Source organism: Sorangium sp. So ce281 (genome assembly GCF_051527395.1).
Lineage (GTDB): Bacteria > Myxococcota_A > Polyangia > Polyangiales > Polyangiaceae > Sorangium > Sorangium cellulosum_B.
Window position 1 is genome coordinate 6,125,326 of record NZ_CP150322.1, and the last position, 21,104, is coordinate 6,146,429.

Annotated in this window: 16 protein-coding genes; 10 read left to right on the plus strand and 6 right to left on the minus strand. The window is 67.4% G+C overall.

All coding sequences use genetic code 11. The annotated features are described in order from the left end of the window. Nucleotides 1-34 precede the first annotated feature (34 nt). The 7 genes from WMF27_RS23185 (at nt 35) to WMF27_RS23215 (ending at nt 11,166) form a co-directional block, all read left to right on the plus strand. Nucleotides 35-349, plus strand: coding sequence for a rhodanese-like domain-containing protein (locus WMF27_RS23185; RefSeq protein ID WP_012237276.1), 315 nt, complete (start codon nt 35-37; stop codon nt 347-349). A 64-nt stretch (nt 350-413) separates the two neighbouring features. Beyond that, nucleotides 414-2,294 (plus strand): DUF885 domain-containing protein, encoded by a 1,881-nt coding sequence (locus tag WMF27_RS23190; protein ID WP_437944511.1) that lies wholly within the window; start codon nt 414-416, stop codon nt 2,292-2,294. A gap of 112 nt (nt 2,295-2,406) precedes the next feature. Further along, nucleotides 2,407-2,640: a hypothetical protein gene (locus tag WMF27_RS23195; protein WP_437766710.1), complete on the plus strand. Its 234-nt coding sequence runs from the start codon at nt 2,407-2,409 to the stop codon at nt 2,638-2,640. Between the two features lie 514 nt (nt 2,641-3,154). After that, nucleotides 3,155-3,640, plus strand: coding sequence for a response regulator (locus tag WMF27_RS23200; RefSeq protein ID WP_437766709.1), 486 nt, complete (start codon nt 3,155-3,157; stop codon nt 3,638-3,640). A 651-nt stretch (nt 3,641-4,291) separates the two neighbouring features. Continuing rightward, nucleotides 4,292-9,655, plus strand: a complete 5,364-nt coding sequence (locus WMF27_RS23205) for a trifunctional serine/threonine-protein kinase/ATP-binding protein/sensor histidine kinase (RefSeq protein ID WP_437766708.1) — start codon at nt 4,292-4,294, stop codon at nt 9,653-9,655. 83 nt (nt 9,656-9,738) lie between these two features. Next, nucleotides 9,739-10,224 (plus strand): response regulator, encoded by a 486-nt coding sequence (locus WMF27_RS23210; RefSeq protein ID WP_437766707.1) that lies wholly within the window; start codon nt 9,739-9,741, stop codon nt 10,222-10,224. 78 nt (nt 10,225-10,302) lie between these two features. Further along, on the plus strand, nt 10,303-11,166 hold the full coding sequence (locus tag WMF27_RS23215; RefSeq protein ID WP_437766706.1) for a sulfurtransferase: 864 nt from the start codon (nt 10,303-10,305) through the stop codon (nt 11,164-11,166). 143 nt (nt 11,167-11,309) lie between these two features. On the opposite strand, the gene WMF27_RS23220 is transcribed toward WMF27_RS23215, so the two are convergent. Both WMF27_RS23220 and WMF27_RS23225 read right to left on the minus strand, forming a co-directional pair. Beyond that, nucleotides 11,310-11,834 carry a hypothetical protein gene (locus tag WMF27_RS23220; RefSeq protein ID WP_437766705.1) on the minus strand — a complete coding sequence of 175 codons (525 nt, stop codon included), beginning with the start codon at nt 11,832-11,834 and terminating at the stop codon, nt 11,310-11,312. A 188-nt stretch (nt 11,835-12,022) separates the two neighbouring features. Next, nucleotides 12,023-13,663, minus strand: coding sequence for a di-heme-cytochrome C peroxidase (locus tag WMF27_RS23225; protein ID WP_437766704.1), 1,641 nt, complete (start codon nt 13,661-13,663; stop codon nt 12,023-12,025). 430 nt (nt 13,664-14,093) lie between these two features. Here WMF27_RS23225 and WMF27_RS23230 point away from each other — a divergent pair, with 430 nt between their 5' ends. Both WMF27_RS23230 and ybaK read left to right on the plus strand, forming a co-directional pair. Continuing rightward, entirely contained in the window at nt 14,094-15,023 is a 930-nt protein-coding gene (locus WMF27_RS23230) for a hypothetical protein (protein WP_437766703.1), read from the plus strand. 123 nt (nt 15,024-15,146) lie between these two features. After that, on the plus strand, nt 15,147-15,632 hold the full coding sequence (gene ybaK / locus WMF27_RS23235; RefSeq protein ID WP_437766702.1) for a Cys-tRNA(Pro) deacylase: 486 nt from the start codon (nt 15,147-15,149) through the stop codon (nt 15,630-15,632). A gap of 559 nt (nt 15,633-16,191) precedes the next feature. Here the strand turns inward: ybaK and WMF27_RS23240 are convergent. From WMF27_RS23240 to WMF27_RS23255, 4 genes are all read right to left on the minus strand, one after another. Continuing rightward, the gene (locus tag WMF27_RS23240; protein WP_437766701.1) at nt 16,192-16,368 is read right to left on the minus strand and encodes a hypothetical protein; all 177 of its coding nucleotides are present in this window, start codon (nt 16,366-16,368) and stop codon (nt 16,192-16,194) included. An 83-nt stretch (nt 16,369-16,451) separates the two neighbouring features. Then, nucleotides 16,452-16,682: a hypothetical protein gene (locus WMF27_RS23245; RefSeq protein WP_437766700.1), complete on the minus strand. Its 231-nt coding sequence runs from the start codon at nt 16,680-16,682 to the stop codon at nt 16,452-16,454. A gap of 10 nt (nt 16,683-16,692) precedes the next feature. Continuing rightward, nucleotides 16,693-17,367 carry a hypothetical protein gene (locus WMF27_RS23250; protein WP_437766699.1) on the minus strand — a complete coding sequence of 225 codons (675 nt, stop codon included), beginning with the start codon at nt 17,365-17,367 and terminating at the stop codon, nt 16,693-16,695. Between the two features lie 467 nt (nt 17,368-17,834). Next, on the minus strand, nt 17,835-19,061 hold the full coding sequence (locus WMF27_RS23255; RefSeq protein ID WP_437766698.1) for a hypothetical protein: 1,227 nt from the start codon (nt 19,059-19,061) through the stop codon (nt 17,835-17,837). 771 nt (nt 19,062-19,832) lie between these two features. Between WMF27_RS23255 and WMF27_RS23260 the strand changes: the two genes are divergently transcribed. Next, on the plus strand, nt 19,833-21,077 hold the full coding sequence (locus tag WMF27_RS23260; protein WP_437766697.1) for a patatin-like phospholipase family protein: 1,245 nt from the start codon (nt 19,833-19,835) through the stop codon (nt 21,075-21,077). The last annotated feature ends 27 nt before the right edge of the window (nt 21,078-21,104 follow it).

The following is a 21,104-nucleotide window of genomic DNA, read 5'->3' on the forward strand; positions in this document are numbered from 1 at the left end:
TGCCACGGTCGCACTCGTCCGTTATAGTGGACGAATGATCCAGACGATATCGCCCAGGGACGCGGACGAGCTGATCAAGAGCGGTGAGGTGGACGTTGTGGATGTGCGTGAGCCACGCGAGTGGTCGGTCGGACACGTGCCGCACGCGCGCCTGGTGCCCCTCGATCAACTGAGAGCGGATCCGCAGCGGGCCCTGCCGCGCGATCGGGTGGTGTTCGTGTGCGCGAAGGGCGCCCGCAGCCTGACGGCGGCGAAGCTCGCCGAGCGGCTCGGGTTGAACCAGCTCTACAACCTGGATGGCGGCACGAGCGGCTGGGTGAAGGCGGGGCTTCCGCTCGAGCACAGCTGAGCTGGGCTCACGCCGGCCGCATTTGCCTCGCGTTGCGGCTGGCGCGCGGCGGCGCCGTCGCAAGATGTGCGGCATGGCCCTGCGCGCACTTCGCACCTTCGTCCTCGTCCCCCTGGTCGCCGCTGCGTGCGCCCGAGGCGCCCCGCCTCCTGCCGCCGCGCCGGCTCCCCCGCCCTCGCCGGCGCCCTCGGCGGCCGCGAGCACCGCGCCCGCCGCGCGCTCGGCGCCTGCCGCGGCCCGGCGACTCCCGGCCTGGGTCGAGCGCAGCAACGAGCACGCAAAGGTCCTCCTCGACGTGCTCGTCCGGTTCTCGCCGGAGCGCGCCGGATCTCTGGGGATCGAGCGCGCGGACCGGGAGATCTCGGACCTCTCGCCCGGGGTCGAGGCGCAGAAGCGCGCGGCCTACCGCGCGGCCATCGTGGAGCTCCAGAAACGGCGAGAGACCGAGAAGGACCCGGCGGTCGCCGAGGATCTGCGGATCTTGCTGGACGCCGCGGACCGGGCCGTTCGCAGCTCGGAGCTCGAGGAGAAGTACAGCGTCACCTACGTGCACGTCACGGGGCTCGTGTTCGACGGCATCTCGAACCTGCTGGACGACCGGGTACCGCCGGCGCGGCGGGCTGCGGCCCGCACGCGCCTCCGGCGCTATGCCGGCATGGAGGCGGGCTACGTGCCCATCGCCGAGCAGGCCATGGCCAGGCTCCTCCAGGACCTCGAGAAGCCCGGATTGCTCGCCCCACCCAGGATGGAGATCGAGCGGCACCTCGCCACGAACGCCCGCGTGCGGGAGGGCATCGGCGAGCTCTTCAGGAAATACGGCATCAGCGGCCATGACGAGCCGCTCGCTGCGCTCAATCGCCAGCTCGAGGCGTACGACGCGGCGCTGCGCAGCGACGTGCTCCCCCGGGCGCGGACCGACTTCGCGTTGCCGCGGCCGCTCTATGCGTTCCAGCTCGAGTCGTACGGCGTCGATCTGCCGCCCGCCGAGCTCGCGCCCCTGGCCCACGCCGCCTTCGAGGATCTGACGGCGCAGATGCAGGAGCTCTCGAGCTCGGTCGCCAGCGCGCGCAAGCTGCCAGGCGCGGATTACCGCGACGTGATCCGCGCCCTGAAGAAAGAGCAGCTGGTGGGCGAGGCCATCTTGCCGCATTACAAGGCGCGGCTGGCCCAGATAGAGGACATCATCAGGAAAGAGCGCCTCGTCACGCTGCCCGAGCGGCCTGCGCGCATCCGGCTCGGCACCGCCGCCGAGAGCGCCGAGTCGCCAGCGCCGCACATGCGGCCGCCGCGGCTGATCGGCAACCAGGGGGAAGTGGGGGAGTTCGTGTTGCCGCTCAGCCTCCCGGGCCCGCCCGGCGCCGCGGACGGGCTGCAGAAGGTTGACGACTTCACCCATGCAGCGGCGTCGTGGACGCTCACCGCCCACGAGGCGCGCCCCGGACACGAGCTCCAGTTCGCCTCGCTCGTCGAGCGCGGCGTCTCGATCGCCCGCGCGGTCTTCGCGATGAACAGCGCCAACGTCGAGGGGTGGGGGCTGTACTCCGAGGCCCTCGTGTTCCCGTTCATGCCGCCCGAGGGTCAGCTCGTCTCGCTGCAATACCGCCTGCTGCGGGCCGCGCGCGCCTTCCTGGACCCGGAGCTCCAGGCCGGCAAGATCACGCCTGCGGCCGCGCGCGCCTTCCTGGAGCAGGAAGTGGTGCTGTCAGCGCCGTTCGCTCGGTCCGAGGTGGAGCGCTACACGTTCCGCGCGCCGGGACAGGCGACATCGTATTTCTACGGGTTCACCCGGCTGATGGAGCTCCGGGCAGAGGTCGAGTCCATGATGGGCCCTCGCTTCGATGCGCAGCGATTTCACGATTTCGTGCTCGCCCAGGGGATCCTGCCGCCGAAGCTGCTGCGCAAGGCCGTGTTCGAGCGATTCGTCGAGGCTGAGCCGGCGCGCTGAGCGAGAAGGAGGAGCGAGCGAGAGCGGCCGCGATCCAGCGCGGGCTCCCCTTGCCGCACGCCTCGCCGGCTCCACCAGTCGTGTCGGGCACGGGAGCGCCGGAGGGTGACGCATGGGAACGAACGAGAAGAAGGCAGCGGAGCGACAGCCGGAATCGCCTGAAGACACCGCGGCCGGACCCGGGGCGACGAGGGCGAAGGTGCGCGAGGAGCGGAGCCCGCAGACACCGCTCGATCGCGGCGGGGCGCTCTCGCAGCGCGAGGCGTGGGAGCCGGTGGACGAGGCGTCGGACGAGTCGTTCCCCGCGAGCGACCCGCCGGCATGGACGCCGATCCACCCGGGCTGAACGCAGTGCGCCAGGCGGGGAGCTGCGACGTGCGAGCCGCTCACCTGGCTCGCTCCGCCCTCCCCACGCGGCGTCCCGTCGCGCCTCACGGGTCGATTACACCGGCAGCAAAACTCTCCCCCCTCGACCTGGGACCGCAACAGGGATCCAAGCGGCACTGCATGATGCTGCTCGTCGACCCGCCCCGGTTCGCCCGGAGTCGGCGGCGGGGCGCACGACCACGTCGGTCAAAATCTGTTTACCTGCAAGATGCGAGAATGCTATTCACATGGTGTGGGCGGGAAGAACGATCCAGCGGCCAATTGCGGCCAAGCGCGAATGATGCAGCGTGGGAGCAGGCATACGACCTGGCGTCCACGCTCCGCCTCGAGCGCGCCGGATGCGAGATCCTGCGCGGCCATTTCGCGCAGGCCGCCGCCGGGTGGAGCAGGCGCTCGATCGTCACTCTCGACCGGAGCGCCGGGGTGAGCGCGAACCGGCGGCAGGTTGGACCCGCGCTGCAAGGGTGCCTACGATGGCGTTCAAGGATCTGAAAGACGCATGGCGCAAGAGAAGAGCGCCACCGAAGGACGAAGCGCCGCGCCCCGTGGTCCTGGTGATCGACGATGACGCGGCGACGAGAGAGTCCGTGCATTACATCCTGCAGGACAGGTACGACGTCCTTTTGTGCGGATCGGCGACGGAGGGATTGGCCGCCGTTCGCGACGATGTCTGCGCGGTCATCCTCGACGTGAAGATGGAGCCGCTGGACGGCTTCTGGGCGTGCGATGAGCTCCGCCGGAAGCAGCCCGACATCCCCATCATCTTCTATTCGGCATACCAGGACATCAAGGATCCCAGCAGGGTCGTCCGGGAGCACCGGCCATTCGCTTACATCGTCAAGGATGGTGACATCAACAGGATTGTGGCCACGGTCGACACAGCCGTGCGAGTCCACACGACAATGACGGAGAACAAGAGGTCCATCGACCTCTTGCAGGGCACCAAGCGCGATGGTTGACGGCGGCCGACGCTCGGCGTTCGCGACGCGCGCCCGCTCGATGCGCTCGATGTCGATGGATGATCGGCCGCGCGGTGCGGCGCTGCCGGGCCTCGTGACGCAGCCGGTCCTTCATTGATGACATTCAGACGAGAAATCGACGACGTCACGCGATAGCCCGCCGCGCTTCCCGCCCACACCGTCCACGAAGCTCTTACAGTCCCCTGGATCGGAAGCCGAGACGGTGATGTGACCACCATCACCGGTCCGCACGCGACTCGACGGGGCCCCCGTCGAGTCGCCCTGGATCGCCGGGAGTCGGCGCTGGATCACCGGACGTCTCTGGAGGAATTCCGTTTCCTCGCATGGTGCGAGAATGCTATACGTGCAATGTGGATGGGTGGGAAGTAGCGAGGCAACAACCCGGCAGTCGACCCGCCTCGACCCGCCTCGACCCGCGTCGATGCGCGCGACGACCGTCGGAGAGCGAGCGAAACGACTCCGAGCGACATCATCCCGCGCGCCCGCGGCTGCGCCAGGGCGCGTCGGGGCTCCACCCTCTGCTCTCTCCACCCACGCCGACCAGAGCTCAATCGACGTTGTTCGGCCTCGACCACCCGCGAATCGACTCGCCAGCAAGAGCGATTGCACCGATTCCGTGTAGGAGACACGATGATCAGCCTTCCCCATTACACCATCACGGACGAGATCCACAGCGGCGTCGAGACCATCGTCTATCGTGGGTACCGGAACGTGGATCGGGCGCCGGTCGCGATCAAGCTCTTCAAGAGCGAATACCCTAGCTCCCGTCAGATCGCGAAGCTACGGCACGAAGTCGCGATCACCAGGAGCCTCGACCTCTCTGGTGTGGTGAAGGTGTACGGCCTGGAGCGGATCGGCACGAACCTGGCGCTCGTCATGGAGAACCTCGAGGAACGATCGCTGGGCGACGTCCTCCGGACGCAGGAGCTCAGCTTGAAGACCTCCCTCCAGATCGCCGAATCCATCGCAGACACCCTGGAGGCGATCCACCGGCGTCACATCATCCACAAGGACATCAAGCCGCACAACATCCTCGTCCACATGGATACGTGTCAGGTCAAGCTGATCGACTTCGGCATCGCCACGCGCCTCTCCCAGGAGATCCAGCAGGCGAAGAGCCCCGACTCCCTGGAAGGGCCCCTGACCTACATGTCACCGGAGCAGACCGGACGGATGAATCGAACCCTCGATCACCGCACGGACCTGTATTCCCTCGGCGTCACCCTCTACGAGCTACTGACGGGCACGCTGCCTTTCCAGGCGACGGATCCCCTGGAGCTCCTGCACAGCCACATCGCCAAGAAGCCCACGCCGCCGCGCGAACGGTCGCCCGCGGTCCCCGAGGCGGTGTCGAACATCGTGATGAAGCTCCTGTCCAAGGCGGCCGAGGACCGGTACCAGAGCGCGCACGGGCTCAAGGCCGACCTGCGCGAGTGCCTGGCGCAGCTGGAGGCGACGGGCCAGATCGCCCCCTTCCCGCTCGGCCGGTACGACCGCGACCACAGGCTGCTCATCCCGCAGAAGCTCTACGGCCGCGAGGCGGAGATATCGGCGCTCCTCTCGGCATGGGACCGCGCGAGCCGAGGCGCGGCCGAGCTCGTGCTGATCTCCGGCCACGCCGGCGTCGGCAAATCGGCGGTCGTGAGCGAGCTGTACAAGGTCATGGCCGGCCGGCGAGCCCACTTCATCTCGGGCAAGTTCGACCAGCTCAACCGGAGCGTTCCGTACGCCTCGCTGGCGCAGGCCTTCCAGGATCTCATCCGGCACCTGCTCACCGAGCGCGCCGAGACGCTCGCGCTCTTCAAGCGCAAGCTCGCGACCGCCCTGCGCCAGAGCGGGCAGGTCCTCGTCGACCTGATGCCGGAGCTGGAGCTCGTCGTCGGCCCCCAGCCGCCCGTGCCCGAGCTCGGGCCGACCGAGTCCCAGAACCGTTTCAACCTGGTCTTTCAGCGCTTCCTCTGCGTCTTCACCACGGCCGACCACCCGCTGGTCCTCTTCCTCGACGATCTGCAGTGGGCCGATCTCGCCTCGCTCAGGCTCCTCACGCAGCTCCTGTCGGATCCGGAGCGCGGCCACCTGCTCGTGATCGGCGCCTACCGCGACGACGAGATCGACGCGGGGCACCCGCTCTCGACGGCCCGGGCAGAGCTCCGGAAGGCGGGGACGGACATGGCCGAGATCACCCTCGATCCGCTGCGCCTGCCGGACATCAGCCAGCTCCTCGTCGACGCGCTCGGCTGCGATCCGCGGCGTTCCGCCCCGCTGGCGGCGCTCGTCCTCGAAAAGACCCAGGGGAACCCGTTCTTCATCAATCAATTCCTGACCTCGCTGCACAAGGACCAGCTGCTCGCCTTCGACGTCCCATCGGGCTCGTTCTCCTGGGACCTCGATCGCATCCGGAGCGCGGCGATCACGGACAACGTGGCCGAGTTCATGGCGAGGAAGCTCCGGCAGCTCGCGCCGAGCACGCAGCGGATCCTCACGCTCGCCGCCTGCATCGGCCACCGGTTCGATCTGAAGACGCTCTCGATGATCGACGAGCGGCCGCCCGGGAGCACGGCCGCGGATCTCTGGGAGGCGCTCGCGGAGAACCTCGTCCTGCCCCTGGACGCCGAGTACCGGTTCCTCCACGCCGCGCCCGACCAGCCCGGAGATGGCGAGCCGGCCCCCTGGGACATCAACGTCTCGTACAGGTTCCTGCACGATCGCGTGCAGCAGGCGGCCTACTCGCTGATCGACGGCGAGCGCAAGGAGGACCTGCACCTCAGGATCGGGCGCCTGATGCTCGCGCAACGGGAGCTCGGCGACACGGAAGAGAACCTGTTCGACACGGTCAATCACCTCAACCTCGGCGCCTCGCGGATCTCCTCGCAGGGCGAGCGGACGAGCCTCGCGCGCTTGAACCTCACCGCCGGCAGGAAGGCGAAGGCGTCCGCGGCCTACGACGTGGCCGCCACCTACCTCGGTGCCGGGACGTCGCTGCTCGACGAGCGCGGGTGGGAGCAGGACTACGATCTCGCGTTCGCGCTCCACACCGAGCGAGCCAGCTGCGCGTTCCTGAGCGGCCATGTCGCGCAGGCCGAATCGCTGTTCAACGTCGTCCTGGACCGCGCCAAGACCCGCCTCGATCGCGTGCACGTTCACGCCCTGCGCATCCCGCTCTTCAACGTCGCCGGGAAGTTCGCCGAATCCGTGAGCAGCGCGCGGGCAGCCCTCGCGCTGCTCGGGATCGAGCTGCCCGAGGACGAGGAGCGGATCAAGGCGGCCTTCGCCGCGGAGCTCGCGGAGGTGCCATCGAACCTGGCGGGCCGCCGGATCACGGACCTGCTCGACGCCCCGGCGCTCACCGACCCGGAGCAGAGCGCGGCGCTCACGATCCTGACGAACGCGAGCGCGGCCCTCCTCCTCGGGTATCCCTCCCTCCACGCGCTCGCGAGCGTCAAGCAGGCCAACATCTCCCTGAAGCACGGCCACGCGGAGGGCTCCCCCTTCGGCTACCTGGTCTACGCGATCGTCCTGATCGGCCTGGGTCGGTACTCGGAAGCCTACGAGTTCGGCAAGCTCGCGATGGATCTCAACGAGAAGATGGCCTGTGCCGACACGGCGTCCAAGGTGAAGTCCAGCTTCGCGGTGTTCATCGCCCACTACCGAGAGCCGCTCCGGCTGTCGTTCTCGTATCTCTCACAGGCGTACCAGGACGGCCTGGATGTGGGGGACATCCAGTTCGCCAGCTACTCCGTCATGCACGGGATCGTCAACGGGATAGGCGTCGGCAACAACCTCGCCGCGATCGCCGAGGAGATAGAGAGGGGCTCCCCTTTCCTCCAGCGCACCAAGAACGTCGTGGCCATCCTGATCGTGACCTCGGCGAAGCAGATGGTCGCGAGCTTGCGAGGGCGCACGCACGGCCGCCACACCCTGAGCGATGGCGCCTTCGACGAGGCGGCGTTCGACGCCGAGATGGCGGCCCCGGGCCTCGAGCACATGGCGGCATACTACAACGTCCACAAGGCGCAGCTCGCGTTCCTCTACGAGGACCACGAGCGCGCGCTGTCCTTCGTCGCCCTCGCGGAGCGGCTGCGCCCGTACCTGGGCCACATGTGGATCTCGACCGAGATCCCGTTCTACGGGAGCCTGATCATGCTGGCGCTGTACCCGGCGGCGGCGCCCGCCGAGCGAGAGCGCTACGAGAGAGAGCTCGACCGGTACGCGGCCGAGATCGCGGTGTGGGCGGACAGCTGCCCGGAGAACTTCCACCACAGGCGTCTCCTGCTGTCCGCCGAGCGCGCGCGCATCGTCGGCGACGACGCGGCGGCGATGGACCTCTACGAGCGGGCGATCATGGCGGCGCACGAGAACGAGTTCCCGCACCACGAGGCGCTGGCGAACGAGCTCGCCGCGAGGTTCCACCTCGCGAGGGGCAGGGCGAAGATCGCGCGCGTCTACATGACCGACGCCCTCTACGGCTACACGCGCTGGGGCGCGGCGGCCAAGGCCATGCAGCTCAAGGAGAGGTACGCGGAGCTCTTGCCGCGGGACGCGGGGGCGGCGAGGGCTGCCGGACCGACGGAGATAGCGACGATCGTCGGGGCCGGCGAGATGCTGGATCTCGCGACCGTCGTGCGGGCTTCCCAGGCGATCTCGGGAGAGATCGAGCTCGGCAAGCTCCTCGAGAGGCTGATGCGGACCGCGATGGAGAACGCGGGGGCCAACAAGGGATACCTGCTGCTCGCGAACAACGACGAGCTGTACGTCGAGGCGGCGGCGGACGCCGAGGAGCCGCCCAGCAGCGTCCTCCAGTCGGTGCCGCTCGAGGAGGTGGAGGGCCTCTCGCGGGCGGTCGTGCGATACGTCCAGAAGACGAAGGAGCGCGTCGTCCTCGCCAACGCAGCGCGCGAGAGCACATTCCTGTCCGACCCGTACATGGCGCGGAAGAAGCCGAAATCGATCCTGTGTGCGCCGATCGTCCAGCAAGGCAAGCTGGTCGGGGTCCTCTATCTGGAAAACACCTTGCTCGAGGACGCGTTCACGCCGGCGCGCATCAAGGTCCTGCAGGTCCTGTCCGCGCAGGCCGCCATCTCGATCGAGAACAGCCGCCTGTACGGCAGGCTCGAAGAGAAGGTCAAAGAGCGCACGGCCGAGCTCCAGGAGGCCCAGGCGAAGCTGATCCGCCTGGAGCGCGAGGCGACGGAGAAGCGGATGGCGGGCGCGTTCGCGCACGAGATCCGGAACGCGCTCGCGGGGGCGAGCCTGGTGCTCGCGAGGGTCCTCGGGCAGGATGAGACGGCCTCGCGCCCCAGCCTCACCTTCGACTCGGCTGTGGAGCTCGGCAAGCTGCACGAGGAGCTCGCCGAGCATCTGCCGGGCGAGGCGCTGGGTCCGCTCACAGCGCGGCTCCAGCGCGTCTTCGAGAACCAGGAGGCGCTCGACGCCGCCCTGAGCCTCGTGTTCAAGGCGACCACCCGGGTGCTCACCATCACCAAGGCGATCCTTGATTTTTCCAGGATCACGGGCGGCGAGCGCTCATGGGAACGGATCAGCCTGAACGAGCTGATCGACAGCGCGCTCATCGATTTCAGGGAGACGACCGGAGGATCCAGCATCTCGGTCCAGGCCGACATCGCGGGGACCATCAGCATCGTGGCAGATCCGACGCAGTGTTACTCCGTCCTGCAGAACCTCCTGAACAACGCGCGCGACGCCATCGTCGAGAGGAGCGGGCGAGGTGGCGCGGGCCTGATCGAGATCTCGGCGAGGGAGGAGGCCGGAGCGTGCGTGCTCCAGGTGACGGATGACGGCGTGGGCATCCGGGAAGCGGATCTACCGAACATCTTCGAGTCGTTCTATTCCACGAAACCCGCGACCGGGACCGGCCTGGGTCTCGCCGTCGTCAAGCGGATCATCGACGCCAGTCGCGGGACCATCGAGGTGCAGAGCGAATGGGGCAAGGGCACCCGGTTCACGGTGACCCTGCCGACGGCGGGCGTGTCGTAGGTGATGGGCATCGTGAGCGAGCGAAGAGCCGGGGTGAGCACGAACCGGCGAGAGGGTGGCCCCGTGCTGCAAGGATGCGGGCAATGGCGTTCAACGACCTGAGATACTCATGGCGCAAGAAGAGCGAACCACCGGCGAACGGGCCGCCACGCCCCGTGATCCTCGTGATCGACGATGACGCCGCGGCGCGAGACTCGCTCGACTTCATCCTGAGCGAGAAGTACGACGTCCTGCTGTGCGCGTCGGCGAGGGAGGGGCTGGCCGCCTTGCGCGACGGCGTCTACGCGGTCGTCCTCGACGTGAAGATGGAGGGGCACGACGGCTTCTGGGCGTGCGACCAGCTCCGGAAGAGGCAGCCCGATATCCCCATCATCTTCTATTCGGCCTACCAGAACATCAAGGACCCCGCGAGGGTCATCAGAGAGCATCGGCCGTTCGCCTATGTCATCAAGGACGGTGATATCAACAGGATCTTGACATCGATCGAGACCGCCGTGCGAGTCTACACGTTGACAATGGAAAACAAGCGGTTCAACGATTCCTTGAAGGGCACCAGGCGCGACGACTGACAGCGGCCGACGCGCGGCACCTCTCGATGTGTGTTGCCGCCGTCCTCGGCAACCTACCTGTCACCGAGGTCTTCATCCATGACGTTCGCGAACCCACAGGCTCTCGTCGACACCGGCTGGCTGCAGGAGCACCTCGACGACCCCGATCTGCGCATCCTGGACTGCACGGTCTTCCTGACACCGACGTCGGGCGGCGTCCACGTCGAGAGCGGGCGCGCCGCGTGGGCCGAGGCGCATATCCCGGGCAGCGCGTTCGCCGACCTCCTCGCGGATCTGTCGGACCGAGGAGATCCATCGCCGGTGATGATGCCTCCTGCGGAGCAGTTCGCGGCGGCGATGTCCGGCTACGGCGTCGGCGACGGCGTCCGGGTGGTGCTCTACGATGCTTCGATGAACATGTGGGCGGCGCGCGTCTTCTGGATGCTGAGGGCGTTCGGCTTCGACCGCGCCGCCGTGCTCGACGGCGGGTGGCGGAAGTGGACGGCGGAGGGCCGACCCGTATCGGCCGACGCCGTCAGGCATGCTCGGGCGCGGTTCGTGGCCCGGCCTCGCGCCGGCTGGATCGTGGATAAGAGCGGGGTGCTCGCCGCGATGGGCGACACGGACACGTGCATCGTCAACGCGCTGTCGGCCGAGGAGCACGCCGGAGAGGTGACGCGCGTCGCGCGGCCCGGGCGCATTCCGGGCAGCGTCAACGTCCCCGCAGGCGCTCTGGTCGATCCGAGCTCGCACGCGTACCTGGCTCCGGCGATCCTGCGGGACCGCTTCGAGGCAGCCGGAGCCCTGGGGCGCAAGCGCATCATCACGTATTGCGGCGGCGGGATCGCGGCGTGCAGCGATGCCTTCGTGTTGAGCCTGCTCGGCGCGGAGAACGTGGCCGTCTACGACGGGTCCCTGGCCGAGTGGGCGGCGGATCCCGCGCTCCCGCTGGAAGTGGGCTGACGCGCGAGGAGCTCGGGCCCAGGCGCACTCACCAGCGTCGAGCGCGCCGGCCGGCCGCCGGACCACCGCGGCTGAGCGCGGGGGCATGGAGCTCGGCCTCGCTCATCCCCAGAGCACCGGACCCATCGCCGGCCGCGCGCCCGTCACGGCTCGGGAACGCCCTCGTCGAGCCACGCCCGCGCGCTCTCGGCGGTGAGCTTGAAGTCCGGGGGCACCCTCGACCGCCTGACGGTCTCCCCTGCCGCGTCTCTCCCCGTGAGGATGGCGTGGGGATCGTCCTCGTCGGGCACGATGTCGAGGTCCACCCGCATCCGGGCGCCGCCCCCGACCACCGTCGTCACGCTCCGGTGCAGCTGCGCCCGGCGTTGCTGGTCGTGCCGCGAAAGGATCTCGTTCGCCGTCTTCACCAGGGTGGCGAAGGCGCTCGCGTCGAGCGGCTTCGGGTTCTTCTTGTCACGCCCCATCGTCCACGGCCCCACCAGCGAGGGCTCGCTCTGGCCGTCGCACGTCATCTCGACGGCCCACCCATCGTCGTCCTCGTTCTTGATGACCCGCGCCGTCCACCCGTTCCCCTTCCACAGCTTCGGGTCCTGATCTTCAGGGCGGATCGGGCGCGTCTGCCCCGCCTCGTCGTGCGTCGCGTCCGTCGCGTCGTGCGTCGTGTCCATGGGCGCCTCGGTGTACTCGCTGCGCGCCCGGCGCGTCTACCCCTCCCGCGCGTCTCGGACATTTCCTGTCAGCCTCTGGCGGCTCTGGACCTCCTCCGCGGCGACCATAGAGTCCCCTCCGGCAGGCCCAGAGGCGGCTCTCCCCCCGCGCCGCCATCGCTCGGCGCGCCTCGCCAGGCGCGCGCCTGTCAGAGCGTCTTCAGGTACTCGACCAGATCCCAGCGCTCCTGCTCGGTCAGCGCGGGCCCGATGACGCCGTTTCCGCGCGGCCCGTCGCGGTATTCGTGCCCGGCGTTCGAGTTGCCGGGGATCTCCGTCACGAGCTCGAACCCTCCCTGAAAGGGCTTCACCTGGAGGCCGACGTGCTTCGGGTCGAACTCCGTGCTGCCGAGATAGAACCTCCGCGAGCGTCGCTCCGCCGGCAGGAGGAGCTCGTACAGGCTCGGGACGGACCCATTGTGCAGGTACGGCGCCGTCGCCCAGATCCCGTTGAGCTCGCGCGCCTTGTACGCCCGCGGCGCGCGCCACCGGTTCAGACGATACCCGTCCCACGCGAGCCGTTGCTCCGACGACAGGGCGTACTCCTTGTACTTCAATTCGCGGATCGCCGACGTTCCGAGCTCCAGCGCCTGCGCCATCCCCATCTTCCCGAACCCGAGCGTCCCAAGATCCGCCGTGCGCTCGTTGAAATTCACGGCGTGGGTCGGATCGGTGCCGATCAGCTCGAGCGGGGACATCATCGCTCGCCGGAGGCGCTTGCCGTGCTCATCCGGGGGAGTCAGCCCCGGGTCGTGGCAGCTCGCGCAGTGCGCGCGGTAAAGGCGCTCGCCGCGCGCCGCCCGCTCGCGGTCGATGCTGCCGAGCAGGTGCTCCGGCCAGCGCGGCGCGCGGAGCTTCTCGACCTGCTGCTCGATCAGGTGCAGGTTGTCCACCCGGATGCTCGACTGGAGTTGCATCCCCGCCCCTTGTGGCGCGGGGTCGAGCCGCGTGTGCGTGCCCACCCCCAGGGCCTCCCCGATGTTGCGCCCCATCGGCTGCGTGATGGATCCGTTCCATTGAACCCAGTCGTAGCTCGGCGCATCCCAGAGGTGGGGATAGTCGACGGGCGCATTGGCCGCGCGGAGGTTCTCCGGATCGAGAAGACCGAACAGCAGGTTGCCGGCGCGCCCGAGCGCGTCCAGCCTGCCAAACCCTGCAACGGCGGCGTGGGGCCCCGCCGCGCCCCCGGTGAACGCTTGCAGCCGGACAACCTCCAGCATCTTCTCCATCTGCGCTCGCAAGGCGCGCGTGGAGTCCTCACCGTAACGGTCCTTGAGGACCGCCCTGGCGAAGCGATCCAGCTTCTCCGGCGTCTTCAGCGTGCGGTCGAGCGCGCCGAAGAGCGCATCGGTGAAGGCGACCACGTCGATCGCCGCAGGGCCGCCGTCGATCCGGATCCTCGCGCCGCGATAGGAGATCTGGCGAGTGTGGCAGGTCCCGCACGTGAACCCGACGTACACCTCGCCCGTCGCGGGATCGACGTCCCTGGCGAACCCCACCGGGAGGCGCTCCGGGTTGTTCTTCGCGTCCCGATCTTCGATGAAGCGATAGCGCGCCACATAGTCGCTCGCGGCGAACCGCTCGGCGCTGCCTTCCCGCTCGAGCGCAAGGAACCACCCGAGCGGGACTAGCCTGGCGCCCTGGGAGGCACGGTAGAAGATCCGGCGCTCCGCTTCGCCCCATCCCTGGTCGAGGTATACGACATCGCCCGCGCCCCGGCCGCCCTTCGCGTGCGCGCAGCCGACCGCCGCTACCGCCGCGAGCGCGATCGCCCCCATCTGGATCCACATGACCGTCCCCCCTTCGACAAGCCCCGGCGGCGACGCCCGCGGTCGCCAACACCGCATGTCAGAATATGCCGATAGCTCGTTTTCCCTGTTCGGCTCTGTCGAGCACGACACGGATCCATCCGCGCGCCGCCGCGATCCACCCAGAACAGCGCGCAGCGGCACGACGCCGTCGCAGGGAGCCTACGACCGCACAAAGCCGAGTCAAGCCACGAGCAGCGAAGGGGGCAACTCCGGTGCTTCGGTGTTTTGGACGTGCGTTGGAAGAGCGTCGTCCCAGGAACTCTGGGGCTCGATGACCTGACGTCAGATCCCGAAAGGCCACCGCCCGCGCAGCGCCGCTCCCGGACGCCGCTCGTAGACGCCGCGCGCCGCGGGCCTCGGAGCGCGAGCGCGGGCTGGCTGACGGCCGCCGATCTGCGACAATCCGCGCATGGTCCTCCACCGGCGCCCCTTCCTGGCCCTCTGCGCCGCTGCGCTTGCCCCGCGCGCCGCCCTCGCCGACCGCGCCGGCGCCGCGCCGCCCTCGCCGCCCTCGCCGCCCCCCGCCGCTTCCCCGCCCGCCTTCGACGTCCGCGACCTCCAGGTCCCCGGCGAGCGCGCGCTCGGCCGGCGCTTCACGCTGCTCGTCCCGAAGCACCTCGCCCCGGGCGAGCGCGTGCCGCTGCTCGTGCTCCTCCACGGCCTCGGCGAGACCGGCGACGAGCGCCTCGGCGCCTTCGCGTGGCTCTCGCGGTACGGCCTCGGATCGGCCTACGAGCGGCTGCGCCGCCCGCCGCTCGAGCGCACCTCGCGCCGCATGGACTGGACCGACGCGCGGCTCGCCGAGGTCAACGCCGCGCTCGCGGCGCGGCCGTTCCGCGGCCTGGCCATCGCGTGCCCCTTCACGCCCAACGTCCACAAGGCCCCGAACCCCTCCGCGGCGCTCGACGGCTACGCGCGCTGGCTCGCCGAGGTGGTCCTCCCCCGGGCCCGCGCCGAGGCGGCCGCGTTCGACGACGCGGCCCGCACCTCGCTCGACGGCTGCTCCCTCGGCGGCTACGTCGGCGTCGAGGTGTTCCTCCGCAGGCCCGAGCTCTTCGGCGCCCTCGGCGGCGTGCAGTCCGCCATCAGTGCCCACCGCGCCGCGTCCTACGCCGACCGGCTCGCCAGGGCCGTCGCCGCGGTCGGGCCGCGCGGTCTCCACCTGCTCACCAGCGAGGGAGACCCGTTCCGCGACGCGAACACCGCACTCGCCTCGCAGCTCGCGAAGCGGTCCATCCCCCACACCCTCCGCGTCCTGCCGGGCCCGCACGACCAGCCCTGGCTCCGCGAGGCCGGCACCATCGAGATGCTCCTCTTCCACGACCGGCGCCCGCGCTGAGCCGGCGCCGCGCGCCCTCGCAAGGCCCGCGAGGCGGACGAAGCGGTTCGGCCGGCCTTAGGGAGCTTCTTCTCGGTCGTCATCGGCGCAGCCGGCGCGTATAGCATGGCCCGGCCCATCCCCATGAAGACCAACGCCGCGCGCATCCTCGACAGCCTCGGCATCCCCTACGAGCTGCGCACCTACGATGTCGACCCGAGCGACCTGACCGCGGGCACCGTGGCCAGGAAGATCGGCCTGCCCCCGGAGCAGGTGTGGAAGACGCTGGTGGCGCGCGGCGATCGCCACGGCGTCTGCTTCGCGGTGGTACCCGGCAACGCCCAGCTCGATCTGAAGGCGATGGCCAGGCTCACCGGCGACCGGAAGGTCGACACGGTGCCGCTGAAGGAGGTCCAGCCGCTCACCGGTTACGTGCGCGGCGGGGTCACGGCGCTCGGCGCGAAGAAGGCCTATCCCGTCTATGCGGACGAGACGATCGAGCTCTTCGAGGTCGTCTCCATCTCGGCCGGCGTACGCGGCACGCAGATCCTCGTCGCTCCCGGCGATTATCTGCGCGCGACCAGGGCGAAGGTCGGCGCCATCGCGTCGCCCGGCGGCGACGCGGACTGAACGCTCGCCCGGCGGCGACGCGGACTGAACGCTCGCCCGGCGGCGACGCGGACTGAACGCTCGCCCGGCGGCGACGCGGACTGAACGCGCGCGCCGCCGGATCGACGGCGGTTCGACGGGCACCGTGACCACGGCGCCCTCGCCGGCATAACCTCCATGGGCGCATATCCACTCGAGGCCGAACGCAGACTCCAGCGAGCACACGCTCCTCGCTCTACGGCGGAGCGCGTGGACCCCGCACCTCTTCGCGACGCGCGCGCCAGATATCATCGACCTGCTGGCCCGCACGCCGGCCAAGCTGCGCCCCGTGCGGAGCGAAGCGCTGGAGCGCGTCTTCTTGCGCCTCGTCCCGCGCGACGACGACCTCTGCTTCTCACTGGGCGTCGCCGCCACGCGGATCGGGGACGGAAGTTGCCAACAGGTTTGAGACAGGCCAGACGAGAATCCTATTCGACTCGGCCGAAGAATACATCAGCAGGTGTGAAGAGCGCAAGGCCAGAATGCTGATGCAGGTCATTACACCAGCTGAAGAACTCCTGGCACCACGAGCATGCATGAGTCAGCGAGCAAAGCGGTCCGGATAGTCGGGGTGGCACTTGAGCATCTTGAACTGCGACTCGGAGAAGGTGTTGTCATCGCTGACGTGAGGCAGGCTGAAGCTACGAACGACGCCGACCGAGCCAAGGAGCTGAGCGAGCCCCTCCGCCCTCATCGCGGAGCCGCGGTCGGCGTCCACGGTGAGCGAGCCGGGATCGAGCCCGTGGCGGGTGACCGTCTCTGCGAAGAGGTGCTCGGCAAGCTCCGCGCTCTCACGCTTCGTCAGTCGTGAGGTTGATCCCCAGAATGGCTGATATTTCTTTGGAGATCGATGAGCTTCGCAGCGAGCGCGAGCTTCTCCTCGAGCCGCGCCGAGCGCTTCTCGAGCTCGGCGATGCGCCCGTCTTTTGCGTCGCGCTTCGGCTTGCGGCCGGGCGTGCGCCCCGCGAGAGCCCCGCTGCCGTGGAGGGCGAGTTGCTTGCGCCACGCGATCTCCGCTCGGCTGTTCCTCACTCTCGGAAAGTCACGCGACACGAATGCTCTTTCCTGTATAGAAGTACCCACACATTTGGACGTATGGATCGCGCGCGCATGCGGCTGGATCATTGATAAAGGCACCTTCGTTGTCTACGTTCGTTACTGGATCATGACCTCGCTTGTGGCTCCACGTCCCCCCCTCATTCAGCCGATACCAATGAAAGTCCTCATCCGGCCAGACCACCAGCGCGACGAGATAACGCGGCGCCTCGGAGTCAGGCACGCAGTCGCTCTGCCCGCGCAGACCGTCGCAGAGCGCCGCCACGCCGAACTCTCTACAGGCGTACTGGTCCTGTGATTGGCCGCAGCCACGACCTGGCTGAGCGAACGTATTAGTGATCATGTTGCAAGCATAGTTATAGCAGTTGTTTTGCTCGACCACATCAGGACTGTTGTTCCACACGGCCGGATTGTAAGGCGCCGTCTCATGCTGACACACAGCGGCTCGCAGCTGCTGCGGAGCAGCGGTTCGCGGCTTCGTCTGCGCTGTCGTGCGAGCGCGACCGGCGACGTAGTCGAGCATGTACTTCTGAATCCGCTCGGCCGAAGCCACGTCAGGGCCCAACCGTTGGCTCATCCACGCATCATGGTGTGTGGTTGGCATGGTCTGGAGCAGTCGCGTCAGCAGATCGCGTCCCCCGGCTTCTTCGGCCAGCTCCACTGGGAGCACGAGCCTCCCGCGCCTCGCCGCGAGAACATGGAGACCCTGGGACGAGTCGCTTGTCAGGGGTTCGAGGATGAGTGCACGGAAGCCGAGTCTCGGTGGTGCTGCGCCTGCGACTGCGCTGCGGCCGCCGAGTACGTTGTCCGCTGTCTTCAGCAGCTCTCGCCCTGTGGACTCGCCCTTGATGATCCAAGATGGATTCGGACGTCCGGAGAAAACATCAGCGGTTACGCGTAACATCATACCCCCTTCAAACTGCAGAGCCCGAGGAGGATGAAACCTTCGTGTTCCCAGCATTTACAGCGACGACTGCTTCGCTACACCGCGCCGTCAACACTGTGTCCCCACGGTCCTTGGCAGCTATTCGACAGGAACATAGTTCGCCCAGGATGCGCATGACAAGTGACCTGGCGTTGCGAGCTCGAAATCCGCGCATGTGCCGCCGACATGCCTTGCTTGACTCTCTAGAATTTTACTTCATACAGACCAGCATCTTCCACCCTCTCAGTAAAATTGATGGCGACGTATCCAGTTTCCGAGAGGAATCCCATTGCATGGACTCGACCTCGAACGGGCACGGGGAGCCGCTGGAGATCACTATTCACGAGTACAGCCTCTGCCGCGTCGACCACACCGCCCCTGCGGCTGTACCGGACGCCACCGATCAGCAGCTCCCCTTCGGGCGTCTGGGCAGTCGCCCGAAACTCCGAAGCTTCCGGGACGATCTTCGTCGACCATACTGCATCCTCGAGGCTGAGGATAATCCCTTTATTCCCCTTCGGCTGCGCGATTGCGACCGCTCTGCCCGAAGGATCACCCACCGCGCTCGTGATCTGAAGGGCCTCATCCCCGATCGCGAAGACCTTCTCCCAGATCCCGTCCTGAGTGCGCTCATAGATGCGGGCCTCTCCGCCAAGGCTGAACCCCGCATATCCGCTCCCATCCGCGCGGAGCAGGAGGAGAGAAACGCCGCTCGACCACGACGGCGGCGGTAGATCGTGAGGCAACGGCACCGCCTGCCACGCCTCGTGCGTCGACGGCCTGTGGAAGAGGGCATGGATTTTGTTCCCGATGTCGTCTCCCTTCTGCATACTGCCGTATACCCAGAGGTTCCCTCCTGGGAAGCAAGCGAGGCGCATCACGCTGAAGTACCTCCCTTCAGACGGCTCTACGGCGGGCTGCTCCTCGAAAAGCGGCTTATCACCGGGCTTGCGCGCGAAGAGCCGTGCTTTACGGTCCGGACCGTCGAGCGCCAAGACATAGGCTTCCTCAGCCGAGACAGCGCAGACGTCGGGGAAATGAACGGCGTGCGTCGGCGGCAAGGTAGCGCGGGCAAAGTCTTTACTGCCGACCTTCTCCCACACGACCATGGGGCCTTTATCTCTAGTTGTCTTGTTGAACGTATACGCAGAAGCCCACACCACGTTTCCGCCAACAGCAAGGTCGTAAATGCCCGCCATGGACTTCTCATCCGACAGCGACAGCGCGACCTTTCGAAACGTCATCTTATTGCCGCTACCGACGCCGCGATCCCCGTCGACAATGTCGACATTATCGACAGTACCGCGCCGAAAATCACTACTGGCAATCTCGGCTTGGACATCGTCTCCGAGATATCCATGATCACACCCGATCCCAAGGACGGCCGCACACACGAGCTTGAACCATGGCGTTCTAAAGAGCTTCCACATCGTTCGTCTCCCGGCGAATTGCCTTCGCAAGCAGACGTCTCTACCTCGTGCGTTCGTGCGGCGGAAGCGCCAGCAGAGGGGGGTCGGGACAAATGGTCAGGCACGGAATGTGTGCCCGATCATGACCATCTCAGATTGTCCATTGATTTCTGATGCGAGGGGAGGCGGCACCAGCAGAGGGCTGGACAAGTTACTGAGCAAAGAAAATCGAACAATCCTGCCACGAACCCAATCACGCAGCACCTCCACCCGAGATGCATAGATAAATACACCACCCGCGATACTCATGAAGGATCTCGAAGCGACATATCGACCGCGGCCCGGATTGACCCTAACACAATCAGCAGATGCCGTGCAACAACAGACATCATTTACAGCCTTCGGGAACATGGCTACCCGGATACCATTGCCAATAACAAGCCACGAACATCGGATGTTATAATCATCAACATGGGACACGGGGAGACACCAGGTGCCTGGCACGCCCTCGAGGACCAGGCTCACCAACTTCTCCATGCATCGGATGGACCGCGTTCCCTCCGCAGCTCACTGTAAATCCCTACGGGCTCACCCGCGTGCCTCTCGCCAGACAATCTGCCCGCCACGGACGAGAGATGCGGGCGCGACGGAATCGCCCTTTTGCTCCCGCATCTGCCTTCGTTGTGGTACAGCTTCGCTATTGCGCATCACGGCGCGAAGGCGCGCGTGGCCTCTGGTTGCCGCTCGATTTAGAGCGGTTGCAGTTGACGCAAAAGGGGGAGGGAGAACGTCATGTCAGATCACGACGACGATGTCCGAGCTGCGCGCGTAGGCGCAGTACCTGAAGGTCCGGTCGCCATCGTGTTGACCGGCGCGGGAGCTCGCGGCGCATACGAGGCCGGCTTCGCTTCCAGTCTGCTGCCCAGGCTCCGGCGAAGTCGGCCGACGATCCTCGTTGGCACCAGCGCTGGCGCCATCAATGCAGCCCTGCTCGCGTCGCTGGCTCACATGACCGCGGACGACGCCAGCCGCGAGCTCGTGGAACGCTGGCAACGTATCCACAAGGAGATGGTCCTGGGTCCCGTCTCGCTCTCCTTGCTGCGCGCGGGCGCACAATACATCGCCGGCTTGTTCGGCATAGTTGACCTCACCCCCATGAGCCTGCTCGACACGCGGCCCCTGCTAGCCAGCCTCAAAAGTAGCACCCTGATCGACTGGAACTCCATCCACAGCAACATCAATAGCAAAATAGTCGATACGCTCGCGATCGCCACGACCGAGAGCAACTCGGGCCGAACCAAGGTATTTTACCAATCACATCAAGATATGACGATAGGCTCCGACGAGGCGCGAGCCATCGACTACGTCTCGACCCGGCTGTCGGCGGAGCACGTGCTGGCATCGGCATCGATCCCGGTGCTGTTCCGTCCGACTCGGATCGGTGCGCAGGATAGCGGCCCCTTCTTCGTCGACGGCGGGCTGCGCCTGAACGCGCCGCTGGCGCCCGCCCGAGCGTTCGGCGCCAAGGGCCTCGTCGTGATCTCGACAGACTCCCGGTGGTATGGCGCGTCCGCAGCCATGAATATTCGCCGGATACCGACGTTGCAAGATCACATTCTGCAGATCCTGCGCATGATAACCTCCGATCGCATGGTCGAGGAGGTTCGCGTGTTGCTCGAGCAGGGCGAGGAAAGTCGGGCAGCGGGTGCAATCCCGATCATCTTCGGTGGTCCGTCAGGGCAAGACGACGTCGGTTCCGTGGCAGCGAGAGCCATCGAAGATATCCTTCGTGGCACTCGAAAGTTCAAGCACATCGATCTCAGACTTGTGTATTGGCTAACATCTATGAGCCCATACAGCCGTCCCGATGTGCTGAGCTACATACTGTTCGAGCCCCAGTTCATCAGCGCTGCGATACAGGCGGGCATCCAGGACGCCGAGGAGCTCATCGCAGACCACCCGACAGAGTCCGGGCTCTGGCGCGTGCTGTCCGAGAAGTTCGCGAGGAACAGAAACCGACCGCCGACGAGCACGTAGGCGTTCGCCGCCTGGGCCGCTTGCGCC